Annotated in this window: 25 protein-coding genes and 1 tRNA gene; 11 read left to right on the top strand and 15 right to left on the bottom strand. The window is 61.5% G+C overall.

Annotated elements, in window-relative coordinates; all coding sequences use genetic code 11:
• Nucleotides 1–3: 3 nt before the first annotated feature.
• The 5 genes from CH295_RS28395 to CH295_RS27070 all read left to right on the top strand — a co-directional run bounded on the left by CH295_RS28395 (nt 4) and on the right by CH295_RS27070 (nt 4,434).
• Nucleotides 4–975 carry a hypothetical protein gene (locus tag CH295_RS28395; RefSeq protein WP_252342221.1) on the top strand — a complete coding sequence of 324 codons (972 nt, stop codon included), beginning with the start codon at nt 4–6 and terminating at the stop codon, nt 973–975.
• On the top strand, nt 965–1,867 hold the full coding sequence (locus CH295_RS27085) for a hypothetical protein (protein ID WP_141217114.1): 903 nt from the start codon (nt 965–967) through the stop codon (nt 1,865–1,867). The genes CH295_RS28395 and CH295_RS27085 overlap by 11 nt, the downstream gene beginning before the upstream one ends.
• Nucleotides 1,868–1,973: 106 nt before the next feature.
• Complete coding sequence (locus tag CH295_RS27080) at nt 1,974–2,618, top strand: multiubiquitin domain-containing protein (protein WP_094742515.1); 645 nt, start codon at nt 1,974–1,976, stop codon at nt 2,616–2,618.
• Nucleotides 2,615–3,013: a hypothetical protein gene (locus CH295_RS27075; protein ID WP_252342220.1), complete on the top strand. Its 399-nt coding sequence runs from the start codon at nt 2,615–2,617 to the stop codon at nt 3,011–3,013. Before CH295_RS27080 ends, CH295_RS27075 begins: the two co-directional genes overlap by 4 nt.
• Nucleotides 2,995–4,434, top strand: coding sequence for a ThiF family adenylyltransferase (locus CH295_RS27070; RefSeq protein WP_094742514.1), 1,440 nt, complete (start codon nt 2,995–2,997; stop codon nt 4,432–4,434). Before CH295_RS27075 ends, CH295_RS27070 begins: the two co-directional genes overlap by 19 nt.
• Before the next feature lie 148 nt (nt 4,435–4,582).
• Here the strand turns inward: CH295_RS27070 and CH295_RS27065 are convergent, their stop codons facing one another.
• Together CH295_RS27065 and CH295_RS28575 are read right to left on the bottom strand one after the other, a co-directional pair.
• Nucleotides 4,583–4,957 (bottom strand): STAS-like domain-containing protein, encoded by a 375-nt coding sequence (locus tag CH295_RS27065; protein WP_170946111.1) that lies wholly within the window; start codon nt 4,955–4,957, stop codon nt 4,583–4,585.
• Between the two features lie 26 nt (nt 4,958–4,983).
• Nucleotides 4,984–5,454 (bottom strand): ATP-binding protein, encoded by a 471-nt coding sequence (locus tag CH295_RS28575; RefSeq protein ID WP_353955498.1) that lies wholly within the window; start codon nt 5,452–5,454, stop codon nt 4,984–4,986.
• A gap of 586 nt (nt 5,455–6,040) precedes the next feature.
• On the opposite strand from CH295_RS28575, the gene CH295_RS27060 reads away from it, so the two are divergent.
• A complete protein-coding gene (locus CH295_RS27060) occupies nt 6,041–6,412 on the top strand; it encodes a histone-like nucleoid-structuring protein Lsr2 (RefSeq protein WP_094742512.1) in 372 nt (123 codons plus the stop codon).
• 143 nt (nt 6,413–6,555) lie between these two features.
• On the opposite strand, the gene CH295_RS28040 is transcribed toward CH295_RS27060, so the two are convergent.
• Together CH295_RS28040 and CH295_RS28035 are read right to left on the bottom strand one after the other, a co-directional pair.
• Nucleotides 6,556–6,831 carry a hypothetical protein gene (locus CH295_RS28040; protein ID WP_170946110.1) on the bottom strand — a complete coding sequence of 92 codons (276 nt, stop codon included), beginning with the start codon at nt 6,829–6,831 and terminating at the stop codon, nt 6,556–6,558.
• Nucleotides 6,828–7,094 carry a hypothetical protein gene (locus tag CH295_RS28035; protein WP_170946109.1) on the bottom strand — a complete coding sequence of 89 codons (267 nt, stop codon included), beginning with the start codon at nt 7,092–7,094 and terminating at the stop codon, nt 6,828–6,830. The genes CH295_RS28040 and CH295_RS28035 overlap by 4 nt, the downstream gene beginning before the upstream one ends.
• 1,038 nt (nt 7,095–8,132) lie before the next feature.
• Between CH295_RS28035 and CH295_RS27050 the strand changes: the two genes are divergently transcribed.
• Entirely contained in the window at nt 8,133–9,629 is a 1,497-nt protein-coding gene (locus CH295_RS27050) for a nuclease-related domain-containing protein (protein WP_170946108.1), read from the top strand.
• 288 nt (nt 9,630–9,917) lie between these two features.
• On the opposite strand, the gene CH295_RS27045 is transcribed toward CH295_RS27050, so the two are convergent.
• Nucleotides 9,918–10,541 carry a LysE family translocator gene (locus CH295_RS27045; RefSeq protein ID WP_037152750.1) on the bottom strand — a complete coding sequence of 208 codons (624 nt, stop codon included), beginning with the start codon at nt 10,539–10,541 and terminating at the stop codon, nt 9,918–9,920.
• 75 nt (nt 10,542–10,616) lie between these two features.
• On the opposite strand from CH295_RS27045, the gene CH295_RS27040 reads away from it, so the two are divergent.
• On the top strand, nt 10,617–11,549 hold the full coding sequence (locus CH295_RS27040) for a LysR family transcriptional regulator ArgP (protein WP_094742510.1): 933 nt from the start codon (nt 10,617–10,619) through the stop codon (nt 11,547–11,549).
• 27 nt (nt 11,550–11,576) lie between these two features.
• On the opposite strand, the gene CH295_RS27035 is transcribed toward CH295_RS27040, so the two are convergent.
• Together CH295_RS27035 and CH295_RS27030 are read right to left on the bottom strand one after the other, a co-directional pair.
• Nucleotides 11,577–12,200 carry an RES family NAD+ phosphorylase gene (locus CH295_RS27035; RefSeq protein WP_094742509.1) on the bottom strand — a complete coding sequence of 208 codons (624 nt, stop codon included), beginning with the start codon at nt 12,198–12,200 and terminating at the stop codon, nt 11,577–11,579.
• A complete protein-coding gene (locus tag CH295_RS27030) occupies nt 12,197–12,727 on the bottom strand; it encodes a hypothetical protein (RefSeq protein ID WP_094742508.1) in 531 nt (176 codons plus the stop codon). Before CH295_RS27030 ends, CH295_RS27035 begins: the two co-directional genes overlap by 4 nt.
• A 164-nt stretch (nt 12,728–12,891) precedes the next feature.
• On the opposite strand from CH295_RS27030, the gene CH295_RS27025 reads away from it, so the two are divergent.
• Together CH295_RS27025 and CH295_RS27020 are read left to right on the top strand one after the other, a co-directional pair.
• Nucleotides 12,892–13,095, top strand: a complete 204-nt coding sequence (locus CH295_RS27025; RefSeq protein WP_032367224.1) for a hypothetical protein — start codon at nt 12,892–12,894, stop codon at nt 13,093–13,095.
• A 98-nt stretch (nt 13,096–13,193) separates the two neighbouring features.
• Entirely contained in the window at nt 13,194–13,634 is a 441-nt protein-coding gene (locus tag CH295_RS27020; protein WP_094742581.1) for a helix-turn-helix domain-containing protein, read from the top strand.
• Nucleotides 13,635–13,681: 47 nt separating this feature from the next.
• On the opposite strand, the gene CH295_RS27015 is transcribed toward CH295_RS27020, so the two are convergent.
• From CH295_RS27015 to CH295_RS27000, 4 genes are all read right to left on the bottom strand, one after another.
• The gene (locus tag CH295_RS27015; RefSeq protein WP_094742506.1) at nt 13,682–14,608 is read right to left on the bottom strand and encodes a hypothetical protein; all 927 of its coding nucleotides are present in this window, start codon (nt 14,606–14,608) and stop codon (nt 13,682–13,684) included.
• Nucleotides 14,609–14,784: 176 nt separating this feature from the next.
• On the bottom strand, nt 14,785–15,045 hold the full coding sequence (locus tag CH295_RS27010; RefSeq protein WP_094742505.1) for a helix-turn-helix transcriptional regulator: 261 nt from the start codon (nt 15,043–15,045) through the stop codon (nt 14,785–14,787).
• A 143-nt stretch (nt 15,046–15,188) separates the two neighbouring features.
• The gene (locus CH295_RS27005; protein WP_252342219.1) at nt 15,189–15,740 is read right to left on the bottom strand and encodes a 3'-5' exonuclease; all 552 of its coding nucleotides are present in this window, start codon (nt 15,738–15,740) and stop codon (nt 15,189–15,191) included.
• A 147-nt stretch (nt 15,741–15,887) separates the two neighbouring features.
• Nucleotides 15,888–15,960: transfer RNA gene (locus tag CH295_RS27000), tRNA-Met, on the bottom strand.
• 31 nt (nt 15,961–15,991) lie between these two features.
• Here CH295_RS27000 and CH295_RS26995 point away from each other — a divergent pair.
• A complete protein-coding gene (locus CH295_RS26995) occupies nt 15,992–16,459 on the top strand; it encodes a hypothetical protein (protein ID WP_141217112.1) in 468 nt (155 codons plus the stop codon).
• 139 nt (nt 16,460–16,598) lie between these two features.
• Here the strand turns inward: CH295_RS26995 and CH295_RS26990 are convergent, their stop codons facing one another.
• The 4 genes from CH295_RS26990 to CH295_RS26975 form a co-directional block, all read right to left on the bottom strand.
• Nucleotides 16,599–16,868: a hypothetical protein gene (locus CH295_RS26990; protein ID WP_094742502.1), complete on the bottom strand. Its 270-nt coding sequence runs from the start codon at nt 16,866–16,868 to the stop codon at nt 16,599–16,601.
• Nucleotides 16,865–17,104: a hypothetical protein gene (locus tag CH295_RS26985; RefSeq protein WP_094742501.1), complete on the bottom strand. Its 240-nt coding sequence runs from the start codon at nt 17,102–17,104 to the stop codon at nt 16,865–16,867. Before CH295_RS26985 ends, CH295_RS26990 begins: the two co-directional genes overlap by 4 nt.
• Complete coding sequence (locus CH295_RS26980) at nt 17,101–17,463, bottom strand: ASCH domain-containing protein (protein ID WP_094742500.1); 363 nt, start codon at nt 17,461–17,463, stop codon at nt 17,101–17,103. Before CH295_RS26980 ends, CH295_RS26985 begins: the two co-directional genes overlap by 4 nt.
• Nucleotides 17,464–17,560: 97 nt before the next feature.
• A complete protein-coding gene (locus CH295_RS26975; protein WP_094742499.1) occupies nt 17,561–18,319 on the bottom strand; it encodes a hypothetical protein in 759 nt (252 codons plus the stop codon).
• Between the last annotated feature and the right edge of the window lie 38 nt (nt 18,320–18,357).

Below are 18,357 nucleotides of genomic sequence, written 5' to 3'. Positions count from 1 at the left end.
GACGTGACGACGACACTCATCCGCGACGAAGCGCTCGCCCGCGGATCCCTCGGGCGGTCCGCGCTCCACATGATGCGCACCGTCGTCACAGAACAACTTCCCAGATTTCCTCTCCTTCGGGAGTCTGGGGACGTGGACGACTTCGTCAACGGCTTTTTCGAGGATAAAGGTGCTGGCTTCGCCAACGTCATCACCTCACTGCCCGATGACAGAGCCGCCAAACAAGAGACACGCAAATGGGTCGAGCGGTGGCTTATCGACCGCACACGAAAGCAACCTTGGGGCGCGCTTCGCAACCGGCTCGAGAAGCGTCTCGAACGCTCCGATATGTTCACTCCGTCAGCGGCGAAACATTATTGGTTCCTCACTGGCGACGAGGACATCGACCGCCCGGTTACCGACACCGAACTCCACATACTCGCAGCCGAAGCCACGGTTGAGGTAGTCTTCCCGACTGGAAGCGGCTCCATGAGGCTTGGGCGCGTAGGTCAGCTGGAAGAGATGCTGCGGCGGCTCCTCGTCGTAGCAGGCAGACTGCACGTGAGCACTCTCACTCGCATTTGCGCAGAACGGTTTCCCTCAGTTTTGGAAACCGGAGATGCCCTCACCGCAACGGTCGATGTGGACTGGGAGATCATCGAAGGCACCACTCCAAGTCTCGAGAGCACTGATACCACCGAGGCGCAACTCAGCAATGAGTACCTTGCCCGACAGCTGCTTCCGCTCCTGAGCAACAACGAAGTCATCGCGCTCCGCGTCGGCGTAGACGCGGCAAAATTGGCCAGTGAACTAGGAATCGGGCGCTCCAGCGCCTACAACGTCATCGGCAAGCTTCGGGCCCGCCTCACGGAGCTGGCGGGCGACAACGGCCGAAGCCGAGACGTTCTGACAATCCTGCTCTTTCTCGTGTTGAACGATTCGCTCGATGTCCCGTCACGGGACCGTGTGAAGATGGAGGACTCTCATGCCGTCTGATGCATCCGAGCGATGGCTCGCGATCTCCGAACGTTTTCCGATCGGCCCGAAACGGCACAGCGGCCTACTCCGAAGCGCACAGCCAACCGATGACGTCGCGCCAGGTCAGCTACGTCAGGCCTATTGGCGAGATGTCAGCGTCGTGGTCATCGTTGAGAGCATCGACGATGCAGCTGCGCAGGCCGTGGTGTTTCCAGCCACCTTGGAACCAAAGGTCGAGAATCTTGCGGCCGTAGTAATCGAGGATGATGCCAGCCCTCTCCACGGCCCCATTGTGGTCTGGCCGGACACTGTAGCCTCGGTTCCTTTCGCGACCCTGGGCGCGGAAATTGCAGTGCTCCCCAAGCCCCTGCTCCGGCTTGTTAAAGAAGCCACGTCAAACGACCAGGTGATGTCAGGAATTCGTAGAGGGCACGCCGAGCCCCACATCTCCTCCGGCGCTGCGCTCGCCGTCGCCAACCTGTTCGACGCGCTCGACGTGCTCGAGACTGCACCGTCGTGGCAAGCCGCCGCCGCGGCTACTTCTATCCCCCAATCACACCTCCCGTTGACGACCATCTTGAGCGCTCTGCAGGTGCCGCAGTCACGCGCCACCGCAATTCAGGTGGGCAACGAACCATTGGCCCTCGACGAAGCCGAACGACTCGCGACCGCCGCCAAAATCTCAGTCAGCGAAGTCCTTGAGCGAACTGCACCACTACCGGACGACCTTCGACGGGAGCTGCAAGAACCGCGCTGGCGTCCCCATGTCCACGAGCGAACTACCAACGGCGACGAGGACTACGCGCGGACACTTCTTGGACACGAGGCCTACCAATACCGCGCTCAGAAGACAGAATACGAGCAGTGGAGACACTGCATCGAACACGTTCTCACCAGAAGCCTTAGGTAGCCTCGCGATCCGAAGGTACCGAGCCGTGGACGATACGCAAGTTGTCCCGTCTATAGCTGTCGAACGGGCAACACCGCCCGGCAGAGAAGACAGAGAGGAGCCCACCGTGGCCCCCAAGGACAACGCCCGAATTTACATCGACGGCGAACCGATCGACCTTAAAGAGCAACGCCTCAATGGCGCTCAGCTGCGTGCACTCGTCTCCCCGCAGCCAGAGAACCTGTGGCTCGATATCGATGGCGCACAGGATCACCCAGTCTCCCCGACGGAGCCGGTCGCTCTCACGCACGACATGCGGTTCTTCACAGACCGGCCCCGCACGATCTACATCGACAAGACTCCCTACGAAGTTCGCACGGCGGTGCTGACCGAGAGCCAACTCCGGGCCCTGCCTGCACCCGCGGTTCCTGATGATCACGGGATCTGGAAGGACATCCAGGACGACCTCGACGATCCGATCGATGCCGGTGAGCTCGTTTCCGTTGTCAACGGAGATCGGTTCTTTACCAAACCTCTTCCAAAGAGGGAGATTCGAGTCACCATCAATCGCCGTGCCGTCGTCCTCGATGGCATCCGGCAGACTGGCGCGTCGATCAAGAAGTCCGCGGTCGATCAGGGGGTGCCTATCAAAGCCGATTTCCTCCTTGCCCGCAAGAACGGTCCAAAGTTCAAGCCGGTCGGCGACGACGAGCAGATTCGTGTCCGCAACGATGACGAGTTCCGCGCCAACGATGGGGATGACAACTCGTGAGCACGACGACGACCGATGCAATCATGGAGGCGATTGAGGAGCTCAGGCAGACATTCTCGGACGGCACCGTCACTTTCGACAGCGACGGTGCGGGTGGAGCTTGGGTCACGATCAACGCCGTAGACCTCGGGCCGGTCTACGAGCAGGAGACCTCCTGGATAGCATTTCAGATCACCTTTCCGTACCCGGAAGCTGATGTGTACCCGCTGTTCGTACGACCTGACCTTCGTCGCAAAGACGGAGCCGCCCATAGAGACGGGTTCCAATCGGTTACATGGGGCCCCCATGGTGTGCCCGGAACACAGCTATCTCGACGTAGCAACCGACTCGACCCTGCTATCGACACGGCCGCAACGAAGGTACTGAAAGTACTCAAATGGCTGAACGAACAGTGAACGGCCCATGGTCGGTCGTAATAACCGGGGACCAGTGGGCAGTTTTGCATGCGCACCTGTTCCCCGGCGACGGGGACGAGCACGGTGCGATCCTGCGGTGCGGTACCGCCCGAAGTGCCCGCGGAACAAGGCTTCTCGTGCATGATGTGGTGCCGGCAGTCGATGGCATCGACTACATCGAAGGCAGCCGCGGCTACCGGAAGCTGACGGCGGAGTTCGTCGCCGACACCATCGATTCTTGTGCGGAGGAAGGCCTCGCCTACCTCGCGGTGCACAACCACGGCGGACGCGACGGCGTCGCTTTTTCCAGGACGGACATGTCATCCCATGAACGCGGGTACCCCGCTCTGCTGGACATCAACGACGGCGTCCCCGTCGGTGCCCTAGTATTTGCGAAAAACGCTGTCGCTGGGGATATCTGGACCGATGACGGTAACCGCCACAGCATCACACATCTGCGCGTAACAGGGCGGCCCCAGCTGACCATCACTCCCGAACCGGTACCGGCGCGAACGGCGGATCCGACATACGACCGTCAGACCCGTATCTTCGGTGACCGCGGACAAGCGATCCTGGCCGATTCCAAAGTCGCCGTAGTCGGCCTCGGTGGCATTGGCTCGCTCATCGCCGAGTACTTAGCCCGACTCGGGGTAGGAGAACTCGTGTTCATCGACCCGGACCGAATCGATCCGACGAACCTACCCCGTGTCGTCGGTGCCCGCCGAGCCGATACCTGGCCCGTACTCCAGGACGACGCGCGCCCACGTTGGATGCAACGACTCGGTGCCCGCCTGGCGACCCCTAAAGTGAAGATCGCCGCCAGAGTTGCCCACCAGGCATCAAAAACGACACGTATCACCGCCGTACCGCGCTCAGTCGTCGACGCCGACAACGCCGCACTACTGACCGACTGCGATCATATCTTCCTCGCCGCCGACTCCGCGCTCGCCCGCCGCCTGGTCAACTCCGTCACCCACCAATACCTTATTCCCAACACACAAGTGGGCTCGAAAGTCACAGTTATCGACAATGACATTGCGGACATCTTCTCCGTCTCCAGGATGAGCAGCCCAGGTAGCGGGTGTCTACTCTGCAACGGCCTGATCCCCGCATCGCGACTCACCGAGGAAGCCACCAGTGAGGTCCAACGCCGCCGACAACGGTATGTCGACGATGACACCGTCCACGCACCGAGCGTAATCACTCTCAACGCCGTCGCTGCATCACGCGCCGTCGACGATTGGCTCATGACCATCGGCGGCCTCACAGACCCGGATGTAAGCGCTGACCACTGGGTTACCTACCACCCAATGACCGACGAGGTCGTGGAGAACGAACCCGCCAAGTCACCGGACTGCCGCCACTGCGGGCCATCTCGACTCGCGCTCGGCGACGGGTCAAAGTTACTAGCGCGTCCGTGACAACACCCTTGCACGAATTTAAAGAAATCGAGCGTGTCCGAAGCGGTCTACAGCTAGCCGGGCATTGGGTGAAGTATCAGCGACTTTGAATCAGAGGTCATTTTATCACAACGGCGGATTGGTTCACCTGCGATACGTATTACTTTCGCTAACCCATCTCACTTATGCGGAGGGCAATAGCGCGCTCGATAAGCGATCGATTGGTGACCGATGCATTATCGATGAATACCGTCCGCCGGAACTGTAACTCCCCGATTCCCGCCGCCAATTTGCCCAAAACTTCGTCAGCGAAACTGGATGAAACTACCCCAACACCCTTGAAATCGAGAACCACAAATTGCTGCCCTGCAGCAGCTTTTAGGTAATTCTCCAAGCGTGTGCGAATCTCAGCGCCGCGTTTCCTCGAACCAAGCGATTCTTCTATCTCACTAACCGAGACGCGGTACACACTGCTTTCGTCTTGAATAGTTTCAAGCAGATCATTAATGGGATATGCACTACCCAGAGCTTCGTCGATTCGCACCTTCTGAGAGCAGTCCAGCTGTCAATCTACAATAGTGGACTCATTATCTTCCTTATCGGGCAACGCTCGCCAGCGGTCGGTCGACAATGCGCTGACACCATCCCTAAACGACCATGACCCCATCCGGGAGTGACATTGAGAGAACTGCCGTTAACTTCGACAGAGCGGCGTAGCCCATACAGACCGTTCCCCTGATGTGCACCCCCCTTGCTTGTTGCACCTTGCTCAAGCGCGTATTCGATCGAATTAGAGGGGTCTTTGAGAACATCTAGAGGCAGTTTGGCTCTTTCGGACCACCACAGAGATTTTTGAATTCCTATCCCGGTGTCAGCGACGGCTACGGCACAGCGTCGTTCAAATCGGTGGAGTTGCATCATGACAAATCCCGAGCCGGCGTGACTGTGCGCGAATACATTATCCATAACTTCATACAGGCACCAGTTGATGGCGTCAATGACACCTTCCTCGCATTGCACCTGCTCCGTCAGAGCCTCCATGTACATTCCTGCAATCTTTTGAGCGTCAGATTCGTTGTCGTAACGTCACACCGAGTGGGTCAAAGTGTCTCCTACGGCTCGATCGCACGAACTCTACTGTCAACTGATCCTCGATACAGCGGATGCGACGATCGACGGGCATTTCGCATTTCGATCTTTAGGACCGAGTCCTTTCTAAGATAGGCCAGGTGCGCCGCGAACGGCACTGCCCCGTTGGAGTAAACATTACTTAGACTAGTGAGGTCGGTGATCAAGCCGCGATCCGCATTTCTACGAGCTCTTTCCAAAAGCTGAGTAGCCCGCCTTGGCCCATTCAAACCAGGAACGCGCCAGACCCATGGATCCCCTACTGCGAAACTTGACAAAACAGCCTACCTCTCCTATTAAGTGCAAGATCTTATCTGCATGGCAAGTAATACAGCGTACTAGGCTGACGTTTGTTCGTAGTGCGGGTCGAGGCGGGCCGTAATCCAGTGAGACGTCGACAGTGCGCTCCCACTTCTCTCGCAATCGGAGCGGCTGGTTCGCACGCCCGTTAAACTGGTCTACACATCAACGTATTTCTTCAATGAGAGGATTTTTCACTGTGGCCAAACAGGTAACAACTCAATTGGTCGACGATATTGACGGCACGGTCATCGACGACGAGTCGAGCGGGACGATCGAGTTCGCGGTCAGCGGCGTCGAGTACGTAATCGACTTGAAGACCAAGAACGCCACCGAGTTTCACCGCAAGCTCGATTACTACATCCAGCACGCCACCCGTGTCGGTGGCCGCAAACGCAAGCCATCCCCCGCTGTCGCGGCGTCCACGCCGACAACGTCTACCGCCGCCACCCGACGTGATCCCGCGCAGACGCGTGCGATCCGGCAGTGGGCGGCTGACAACGACTACCAGATCAGCGATCGTGGCCGGATCCCCGAGAGCATCGTCGAGGCCTACGACGCCGCGCACTGACCCAGCTCACCCCAGAATTCGGCACCCTGACGCGTGCCGGAGACAGCCGAAAAGCCCCCGTCCACGTGGATGGGGCTTTTCGTTGCGTATCGCACCGCTACAGGTGCGCCTCTATTCGCTGCTCAGAGTGCGGCACAGTGCGCTCACCGGCGGGTTGTGCGGATCGCATGTACGGCGATGGCCCCGAACACGATGGCATTGGTGACCGCGAGCCACATCGGTACCGCCCCGGCCGCTCCTGCGTATGCCGACATCGCGATCACCAGCACGAGGCAGATCCAGGACAGCATGTTGTATGCCTGGTGCCGTGCGTGCTTCGACGTGGACTTCATCTCTCGCCCCTCGAGTCGATCCGCAATCGAGGTGTCATGGTGCCGGTCGGGCCCGACAGGTTCGATCCAGCCGCCGGGGTTCGTCACGCGCCGTCGGTGTCCACTCGCAGGTAGCCCTTGCCGGTCGCGGTGGTGTGCAGGCTGTCGATCTTGATGCTCACCACGCGGCCGGGTTCGGTGACCACACCGGTGTCCTGGTCGTACGCTGAGACAACGGTGCACACCGCTGCGGCGTACGCGGTTCCGACGGCCTCGAAACGGTCGATGCGCAGTGTGCGGCGGGTGGTCCGCGCCGGATGGTCGAGCCAGTTCTGTCCGATCTTCAGTTCGTCTCCGTGGCGGTTGGTCATGCTCTCGGTCGTAGATGCTCCCTTGTGGCGTATGGGCGGTCTGTGGGGCTGCTGGGGCGATCAGGCGACGTCTGCGGCACGCGATACCGGAGTAGTGATCTCGTTGGGGCTCTGGGGTGGGTAACGATCTAGTCGACGCTCCGAGTGCGACGCCACCGAGTTCGCTGAGCATGTCCTCGACGATCTGGTCCGTGTGCCCAAGTTGCTGAAGCGCCTTCTCCTGAGCCTCGCTGGACGGCAAAGCTTCGATGATGGCCATGCGTACTGAGACGGCTTGTTTGACGTTGTCGAGGCGTTCGTGTGTGAGCTCCACTTTCTCGTCGAGCTTGGGCAGCCACTCCGGGGTCGATTCCCGCAGTACGGTGTGCAGTTCGAGGATCACCGGATCGTTGGCTCCCTTGGCCACGAACGGTCCTCGCAGTGCTTCGACATCGGCGGGTGTGGGACAGATGGATTGCGAGATGCGGCGGCAGGACATGGCGGTTCCTCTCGGTTTTGCGGGTCACTGATGGGGTCGGTTGCGGGTGGGCGTTGAGGCTCTGCTGGCGCACCGCGTATGCGGTCGCCCGACCTGTCGCGGCTCTTGCGGCGTCCGCACCGAGCGCCGCAGGCGTCCCTGCGACGGTTCGAGGTACCGCTGCTGAACAGACCAACGCTGAAGCCTCTGATGGGATCTGGTTCGGCCATGTTCCTCTTCCTATCTTCGATCTGCTCACCGGTCGTCAGTGAGGCAGGACGCTACGCACGTGTAAAAAGCTTCCAACGTGGTTGTGGATAACTTTCTGGAGCTGCGCCGCCATGGCGGTCTGCGACTGTGTCGTATGGCCATTCGACGCGCCGGTCGGAACGCGTGGGCGACCTCAGTTCGCCGTATCGAGCCACGGATCATATTTCCGACACTTTCCCAATCTTTCGGGTGCACGGGATCATCGCTGCAGGTGGAGACCGGTAATGACACTGATTGTTCGAGTCTGTCGGTGAGCTCATGTTGAATTGGTTCCATATGTTCAGACAGCGGAGAGGTTCGGTGGCAGTCGGGTGTTGGTCACGTTTCGTAGGTCCTTCGACCAACTCTGGCCTAGCGAGCAGGACGTTGCACAAGTACTTTCGACGCTGGCATTGCCAGGCATCGTGATGTTCGAAGCGCAGGCCTCGCGCACCCAATCCGGGAAAGCGCAACAGATCGACGCCGTGCTGTGGACGCCGCATTTGGCTGCTGCAATCGAAGTGAAGGGCGTAAAAAATGAGGTTTGCGGTCATGTGACCACCGATCCGACGGGGCCGTGGTTGGTGGACGGAACCCCGCTGGACTTGTATTTGCACGATGGCGATGCCAATCCCGTTTCGCAGACAGAGGAATCAGCCACAGCCATCAAGAACACACTCGCCAGAGGTGGCGTTGGCAAATACTTCATCAGTGCCCTGGTAGTGCTGGTTCCCCGACCTGGGAAACGGCTGGAGACGCCAGAACCACCAAAGAAGCGTCAGAACATGGTTCGGTCAATTTCCACGTCTATCACCGATGTTGCCCGCTGGGAACAATCGTTGGGGTATTTACCCTCCGATTCGCGCATCTGGACTGTGGACAAGGTACTCGAAGCTATGGAAAAGCTGGGAATGGCCCCCGATCGACTCCCTTCGACGGAAGTGTTACGTGCACAGGGTTTTTCCGACACTGCCACTGCCGAACGTCAGGGAGCATTGAAGCCGGCGATAGCGAAACGACTCGACCCGACAACTCCGACAGAGTGTTTGGAGGCGAAGTCTGCAGAACAATCCTCGAGAGCTGCCCCCGTCTCATCAACAGACAATCCTGCGGCGCGGAAAGTTTTCGTCGACAGATCACCGGTCATTCAGAATCGAGTGCCGAAGGACACACCGTCGGTGGTGTCCAACCCAACCTCCATTCAAGACGTCCCACCCGCATCATCAACGCCTCAGGATGCGGGTGCCACCCCACAGCCAGCTGTAGATTTCGCAGCCGAAGTCCGCAAGTGGGCGTCACTTCCGGGGTGGTTGCGGAGATGGGTACGCCGCCTTCGCATCCCTCGAAAGGCCTGCGCGGCTGGGGTCGTGGTGATACTCGTCGGGGCGGCGTCGTGGAGCGCGGGACCATCACTGATGCAGTTGATATCTGACCTGGTGAAAATTAGCCCGCCCGGGACTGTGGAACCCGTTCAATTCATGACACCTTCGAACAACATCGGATGCGCGATCGGCGCCGACCAGTTCGGAAGATTCGTCCGCTGCGACGTCAGAGCTGGCCGCTTTACGCCGCCACCCCCGCCTCCAAGCTGCCCACTGAAAGACTGGGGCACCACGTTCGTCATCCGCACGGACGGACCGCCGCGGTTCGATTGCGCCTCGAACTTTCTGCTGGACGGTCCGCCAGCGCCGGTTCAGCCGTACGGTTCAACTGTTTCGTCGATGGGTTTCAGCTGCTCGATCGAGACGACGGGAGTGAAGTGTTCACGGAGGAACACGACAATGTCATTCACAGTGTCCCAACAGTCGTTCAGCTTCAGCGACAAATAATGAACTGCGGCGCGCCCGGCTGTCTCCGTGTAGCGAAGTACATCGTCGGTGATATCGGTGGAGAATCTTCCACCCCAGAGCTTTTCGCTCATTGATCGGTACCCCTCTGTGTGCGTGATGTTCGGTTTCGGTACAGGAAAGTTCGGGTCAGGGCACGGCAAAGCCAAGACCTGCCGGGATTGGACTGGCTGCGGCGTGAGCCCGACCGGGCGTCGTTACGCAGTCAGGTCGAGCTCGGGTCAAGTAGTTGAAAGAGCGAAGGGAGAAGGGCTCGGACGGCGGGAGTGTCTACTCGAAGGCCAGCCGGACGCCGAAGCCCACCAGAACAACACCCAGTCCACGCTCGAGCCAGGCCCCCACGCGGCCCTTCTCCAGGAACCGGCGAGCGGACGAGGCGAGAAGTGCGTACGAGGACAGACATATCAGCGCCACCACGAACTCGATCGACATGAGCAGCATGGACCACACGAAGACGTTCCCGTCGCGCGGAATGAACTGAGGAAGGACCGCCAGGTAGAACGCACCCATTTTCGGGTTCAGCAGGTCTGCGACGAAACCGGTCATGAAGGCCCGCGACCACTTCGGCTGGTGCGCACTGTAAGTCGCGGCATCGACGTCGGTGAAGCTGCCCTTCCGTTGCCAGATGCTCTCGATTCCCAGGTACACCAGGTAGGCGGCACCTGCGATACGTACCGCGTCGAATGCCCCGGGGACGCTGGTGAGCAAAGATGCCAGCCCCACGGCCGCAGCGATGCCCCACGCCATCGACCCGGTCGCCGCACCCAACGCGACGGCGACGCCGTGACGCACACCGCCGGTCAGCGAATGCTTGACCGCCAGCATGACGTCAGGGCCTGGAATTATTCCGAAGACGATAGCGACAGGGAGATAGGCCAGAACGGGGTTGTTCACGGCGAGAACGGTACGACCACCCCGGTTTCAATGCACGTTTCCTAAGTACCGCTGATCTAGGTTTAGTATTTGTGGATGTACAACCACGATCAGCTCGCCACACTGGCCGCCATCTGCGATTCCGGGTCGTTCGAGGGGGCTGCAACGGCGTTGCACATCTCGTCTTCTGCTGTCAGCCAACGTGTTACTTCGCTCGAGCGAGCGTCGGGGGCCGCGCTGCTGCAGCGAACCAGGCCGGTACTACCCACCAGAAACGGGCAAGCTCTGCTCCGACTCGCGCGACAGATCGAAGTCCTCACCGTCGACGCCGACGCCGAGCTCCGCGGCGGCTCCACGACAACGAATACTGCTGCACCACTGCGTTTTTCGCTGGCCATCAATGCCGACTCGGTCTCGACGTGGTTCCAACCGGTGATGAAAGCGATAGCCGTCGACCGACGAATACTGCTGGACCTCCACATCGAAGATCAGGACCACACAGACGCTCTACTGCGTCAAGGCGCGGTCATGGCCGCCGTGACGACCTCACGCACCGCAGCACCTGGCTGCACGGTCGAACCCCTCGGAGCCATGGTCTATTGGCCCGCGTGCGCACCCTCACTAATCCGCGACGCCGACGCCGACTACTGCGATCCCAGCCGCCTCCCGATGCTGCGATTCGACAAAAAAGACGACCTACAACACGCCTATCTACGCAAGATCAAAGCGCACCGCGAGCCCCCGATCCACTACCTCCCATCGAACCGAGAATTCCTGACTGCAGCTCGACTCGGGCTCGGGTGGGGCGTGCTACCGGAAGGACAAATCGCGCGCGACCTCGCCGACGGGACACTCGTGCACCTCGACCCCGACCACAACGTCACCATCCCCCTGTATTGGCAACGGTGGCACCTGCCATCCGAGACCCTCGACAGGATCACAAGCTGGGTACGCGATGCAGCCCATCACGCATTGATCGAGACACCCGTGCAGCCCACACCCTCGAGAACTACCCCGAGTCGCGGTTAGCGGCTCCCATGGCGGCAGTACAAAGAACTACAGCGGCGGGACGACGAGGACCGTGACGCCGGTCTCTTTCTGCCATCGCTCCAGGAGGTCGGTTCGGTCGACGAGCGCATCGGTCGAGTTCACGCTGTGAGTCGCCGAATCCGCGCGGGCACCGGCGGAATCGAAGATCGCCACGGCGCGGTGGTCGTGCTCGAGGTCGTGCCGAGCCCAGTACCGCACTCCTGTGAAGCCGGCCGCGAGCAGCGATGCCGCCCACCGCTGCGTCAAGGGGTAGTCGGAGGTGTCGAAGATTTCGGCGGTGACCCCGTACGCCGCTGCTTTGTTGCTGGTCAGGTCGGCAACGACGAGATCGCCTGCCGACGACACCGACGAGATGGACACCTCTTCGATCGAGTAGTCCGGCACCGACTTCATGCCACCGAACTTCTCCAGCAGGGTGACCACTTCGTCTTCGGCGACGTAACAGGTGCCGTGGGTGCCGGCCAGGTCGAAACGGCCGGCACCGTTGCTCGCGAACCACCACGGACCGAGACCACTGCTGTGCGACCGGACGAACACGGTGCCGGCCGAATACGTGTGCGTCGGGAACCCGGCCAGCTGCGCTGGCGGGTTCGGTTCGGACAGGTGGTTCGTGGCGCGCTCGGCGCTCACGCGGCGTACGCGTCGGCGGCTTGCCGAGCAGCTCGCACGACCGAGGGGACATCGTCGCCGTCGATCAACGCCTGGCGGGGTGTGCGCCCACCGAGTTCGGGCTGCGCTGTGGTCAACCACGACGCCGTCGCCCAGCCTCGGGGATCACTGCCGGACCAAGCCCGCAGAACATCCGGGATACCGAGAATCGGTTTCGCCGGTCGCTGATCGGTGAATGTCGCAGCGGCGTAGCCATATTCGCCGTTACTTCCCGTCAGTCGCAGTACCCGAGATTCGCCGACAGCCTTGTGCAGCGCCTGGCGGGTGGCCCATCCCGCCAGCTCGCGAGTCTGGGTCGCGGTGAGGATGTCACCGACACGCTCGGCCCATGCACGGCGCGCTCGAAGGCCACTGAGCACGTGAACGATTCCGTCCTTGACGTAGTCGACATCGTCGGCACCCACGGCGTCACCGAGCGTGGATGCAAACACCCCGGTCATGCGCTCGACCAGGGCGTCGGACTCGACATCGATTCGTGGTGCTGACATGACCCCATCATCCCCGTCGGCGCACGATGCGTCAACCGCGTCAACGAACACACTCGAGCTGCGGACATATATTCCTCAGATCCGAAACTCGCGCCGTTTTTAGGTTGACGTTTGTCAACCTTAACGATAGCATTTGGTTTACAAACAGATGGGGAGGTGAGAAGATGGACAAGGACACACGGAAGGTTCTGCAGGAGCTGGAGCGGCAAGGCTTCACGGTGCGGATCTCGAAGGGTGGCCACCCGATGATCTACAAGGACGGCGTGCGGATCACGACGTTCTCCGGATCGGCGAGTGACCGCCGTTCCTTCCGGAACGCGTTGGCTCCGTTAAAGCGAGCAGGCTTTCAGTGGCCGCCAACACGGTGACCGGTGGCCGGGTCGGGGATGGACCTAGCATCCCCGACCCGGCCACCGTGATCGTCGCACAGCTCGACACCACCCACGAAGCGAGAGGAGCACCAGCGATGACCACCACGACATACAACGTCGTAGCCGAGCTCGATGTGCCGTACGGAGAAGACGCTGCCGACAGCGCGATCGAGTTGGTGGCCGACTACGCCGGTGCCGTGGCTCGATCGGACTTCGGGTGGACCGAGGTCACCTTCACCATCCCCGCAACCGGCCTCAAGCAGGCGAGCACGACGGCACTGGCCATCCTCGACACCACCCCGTGGGGGGCGCGCTCACTGCGGGTACTGACCACCGAGGACTACGACCGCATGGTCGACCGCGTGGACGCGCCCATGCTCACCCCCGCCCAGGCAGCCGAGCAGCTCGGAATCTCCCGTCAGGCCGTGCACAAGCTCATCACCACCCAGAACCTGGCGGCACGCCGCGTCGGCACTCGCTGGCTGGTGCCGGCGGACGCTGTTGCCCGCCGCCTCGAGACCGTGCAGAGCCGATAGCGTCCACCAGCGGAAACGACACGTCCACGACCGCCTGGAGCCACCGACTACAGAGCCACGCTCGCTGCCACCGTGCTGTTGCCGACGCCGACGAACGTCAGATCGCGGTGAGCGTTGAAGTAGACCTCTCGCGCTTCGGTGTAGGCGAGGCAGCGCAGCCCTGCCAGCGCAGAGACGGACTCAGCAACCGCGGGATGTTCGGATGCACGCCCTGGGACGATGGTCCCGCTCGAATCGACTGTGATGTAGCGGTTTTCGAACAAGGCGTCGCACCCGAGGGTGCACGTCAACATCGCCACCGAGGGGAAGTCGAGGCGCTCTGCGTCGGTGCACAGGGCGCGAGGCTTGATGTGTCCGGCCACCAGCAACGAGGCCGGCAGAGTCCGACCGCAGATCCCGCACTCCCCGTCCGTACGTCCCTCGAACAGGCTCAGACGCAGCGCGGTCTGCTCGACCCGACGCGCAGTCCATCCTGCGACGTCGGTGGCCGCTATGGGCCACTCGGTGCCGACACCGTGATCGTCGTCCGTGTCGACGGAGTCGAGCAGGCCCAGTTCACGTAGCAGTGCACTCCCTTGCTCGGTGGTCAGAGCCGACAGGTATTTCTGCTGCGGGACGCCGTTCTTGTTGAGCGGTCCAGGTTTCCCGTGGGGTAGCAGCTCGGCGACTCGGCTGAAATGCAGCTGCAGGTCGGTGACGATCGGTTCGACGTCCACCTGCCAGCCGTCGTCGAGGTTTTCGTGCTCGGTCGGGTAGTCCGGTGGCCGCGATGCCTCCCTGTACCGCGAGCTCGCGGTACTGACTGCGCGCAGATACTCGCGATAGTGGTGAAAGACGATGTCGCCCGGACGTATCTGCTGGAGCAATGCTCGATCCTGCGGCAGCCGGCCGTTGACGTTGACGCACGTCCACAACGAGCCTTGCGCGATCGCGGCCGGGTAGTTGCTTCCCTGGCTCGCCCACCAGAACGCCATCGGTGATGTCCTACCTTCTCGATCGAATCACTGCGCGTGGATGCTCTCGTTGGGTATCGCACCCACTGGGGTGCATGACCACTTGACGTTGATGTGACCTGCTCTCCGTTGTTTGTCCGGTCATCTGTGTGCTGCCCTTCACGTTCGCGGCCAGCTCGTCGCGAATCCGCGACTGCCTACGTGCTAGGGCGGTCGTCTTGTCGTCCGGATCGTGTGCGGGTGAGATCGGTTCTGGTGCCGCGGCCCGGTCGATTCCGCGCCCAATTCTCGATTTCTTTCTTGTCCCACAGCACCGTTCGCCCGACCTTCTCTTTCGGGGCTGGCCCTTGGCCGCGCTTGCTGTAGCTGTAGAAGGTGTCCGGCTTGATCGCCGAGCCTGACACCTCTTCGATCAGGGCCAAAGCTTCGGCGGTCGTCAACAGGTTCTTGCCGACCATGTCAGAGCCGATCGGTAGAGGTTGTCGGATGAGTGTGCATACCCGAACAATACACGCTCAGTGTGTGTCGTTGCCTCTATCGGAAACCGGCATTCGACAGCTCCGAGCGAGCGCGTGATGCGGTGTGGTCCGAACGCACGGCGCTAGGCGGCTGCGCGGCCCTCTGCGAGCCCGAGCAGGACGCTACGGGTGGCGTGCGCGTCCGAGAGGGCCCGGTGACCGCCTGCGAGCCTGAGGCGCGTTCCTGCGGCCACGGATCGTGCAGCCATCACACACTGCCACCGGGCACGATCGGTCATGTCGCATACGACATTCGCTCGGTGGCAAGCCGCAGCGATGCGGCCGTGGTCGAAGTCTGCGTTGTAGGCCAGGATCACCCGCCCCGACACTGCCGCACACATCCGCCAAGCTACGTCGCACCAGGGAGGGGCGTAAAGAAGGTCGACTGCTGAAATGCCGTGCACAGCAGCCGCTTCGGGTGCTATTCGGACAGGTCCCGGGTCTACCAGGGTGTCGAGCAGGACATCACCGGAGGACGCGTCGATGACAGCGACCTCGATCACGGCACCGTCGAGATCGGTGGTTTCGACATCGACGATGACCGCTGCGCCCGGAGCGACCATCCCCCGCGCCCATGTGCGCACCTCGTCGACGGACGCACCGCAGAGGATTTCGCCCGACGTAGCCCTCACCATGCGACGCTCCTCCACACACCCGTTATTCGCGGTCATCTCGATATGGAGTCTTCCCGACGGCACCGACACGAACGGTTCGAGCCACCCTCTGCCGGATTTCTGCTGCGCCGCGCGGATCGACAGCCGGGGATGGGCGGGGCAAGGGGGTGGTCGCCGGAGCGGGACTCGAACCCGCAGCATCCTGCGTATGAGACAGGCGCTCTACCGACTGAGCTATCCCGCTGAGGGTGTTCCAGGGCATGATCTGCGACATGCTCGAGGTGCTGAAGGTCCTGATCCCGCTGATGGTGGGCCTGTTCGCGGGGTGGGTTGCGACTCGGAATGCGCGGAAAACGCCGCACGACAATCTCAAGTCTCTGGTCGACATCGTCGGCAAGCTGGACGACCCCGCTCAAAGAGCGGTGATCGAGGTCTCGGTCGCACGCGAGATTCGGAAGCTGGACCGCCTCAACAAGTCCCGTGAGGAACCGTTCTTTAAGTGGCTGTGGATTCAGATGACCGGTAGCGAGATAAATCCGCTCGCCGGGCTCGGCTTAGGTGTGGTGCTGGTCGGCGCAGTGATTTGCTTGGGCATCTACAACTCGAAGGCAAGCGACGGCAAGGTGGAGATCCCGTACCTCCCAGCAGGGCTGTCAGCCCTGGTCTTGCTCTGGCTGATCGTCGCAGCTTACGTGTCGTACAGGATGGGTAAGGCAATGGCGGACGAGGATGATGACTGATGCGGCGGAGAACGCAGGAAGAATGACGTTGGTCAGACTCTCGCTTACGGTCGGGTCGGGAACAAGCTGCGGCCGGGGATTTGCGGGACGTGTCGTTTCACCAGTTCAGAAGGCCTGCTGCCTAGCACTCGAATTCGGATCAATTACAGCACCAGAACGATTCGGTCGGGGTCTGCGCACCTGGGATCTCGTTGCACCACAAGCAGGTGGTGTCGTGGTCGATACGGCCGAGAACTCCCTCGGCCTCTTCGATCAGCAGCGGCAGCCCGACTGCCCCTGCGAGCGCCAGCGCCTCGGTGGCCAAACGACGCGCACGCGGATCGCCGGCGGGAAGGTGTGTAGCGCGGCCGATCAGCGTGGTGATGATCTGATGATCGCTGTCGATATGGGCTGGTAACGGCCGAATCATCGGTATCCCCAAGTGTCTTCACGCACCGCAGCACAGTCAGGGCAGTAGTTCTCGTCGACGACGATGCTCCACCCGGCGATGCGGCCCTTCATCGCGGCACCACATCCGGCGCAGGCCGCGGCGTGAGCGCCGTCGGTGATTCGAGCGCACTCCGCAGCGTCGATGGCCCTACCCGCGGTGACCGCGATGAGCACTGACACCAACGCCCACCCTGCTACCACGGCCGCCCACATCATCGCTCCTCTACTTCGTCTGTGGGATAGGACCATTCGATTCGGGTGACCAGGTCGGCAGGGCCGATCGCGGGGTGGGCGGCGCAGAAGAAGTCGACGAACTGCTCGGGGGTCATGTCGGGAAAGCCCTCGGCGGCGACATCTTCGGCGGTGACAGTGTCGAGTCGCTCTCGGCGGACGGACACCACGTCGACCGTGACGATCCGGTCGAGTGGTTCCCCCGCACGTCGGCCCATCACTTTGCGGCACAGGGTGACCCGATCTCCGACAGAGAGCGCCGTCCAACCGGCTCGCCGTGTGACGGTTTTGCTCCGGTCGAGCACCTGGTCGGTGGTGAGGGCGACGGACATCAGACGCGGCATAGCTGGCTCCTCTCATATCGACTGATGCTCAATTTCTTTTGCGACAGATCAGACGAACGACAATCGTTGAACGAGTCGCAAGTTCGAGGACATCTCGTCAGTTCTGAGCACCGAATTGATAGATCCCGGTGATGTATCGAGGCCCGTGAACGATGGCCAGCCCGATCACCGTTGCGACGGCCAGACCTGCCAGCACCCGTGGCCCCATGTCGACGATCAGGACGCCGATCCGGATGACAGCGGGACGCGCTCGAACCGTCGCTATTGCCAGCGCAATCGACAGGGCGAGGCAGCCGACGCCGACGAGGTCGACCACCACAAGGTTCTCCTGCAGCACTGCCAAGAACGATGAGGTGAACGCGTCGGCCGAGACGCCGCCGCGACGCAGCATGTTCGACCAGCCAACGTTATTGAACGCGGCCGACGTCGCGACGAGCAGCGCAATCCAGAGAATCAGCTGGGCGACACGACGGAACATATCGATTGGTGTGACGATGCCGGTGACGTCGAGGAACGTGTTGCGGGCGATGCCGTACACCCGAGCGGTGCGGATGCCTTCGCTGCGTTCCCGCTTGCTCAGGGTGTAGCCGCACGATTGCCCTGATACGAGTGCGTCGACGACGCGGAGGGCCTCCGCCGCTGCGTTCTCGACGTCGATGTCGTCACAGTCGTGGCCGAACGCGATGCGGCACTGATTCTGCGCGTCGACAATCATCGAGACGACCTGCTCCGGGGGCGTCGCGGCGGTCACAATGGCATCGGGATCGGGTACGACAGGTGCACTCGACGCGAGCTGTAGATCGGCGACAACGGCAGCGACCGGACCTAAGCGGGCAGTGAGATTGCGAGCAGTCATGGTCAGCCTTTTCTGTAGTGACTGAACAGAGTTCGGTG

This window comes from Rhodococcus sp. 14-2483-1-2, from assembly GCF_002259405.1.
In the GTDB taxonomy this organism is placed as follows: Bacteria; Actinomycetota; Actinomycetes; order Mycobacteriales; family Mycobacteriaceae; genus Rhodococcoides.
Note: the sequence above shows the minus strand (reverse complement) of the source record. Positions and strands in the feature narration are given on the sequence as shown.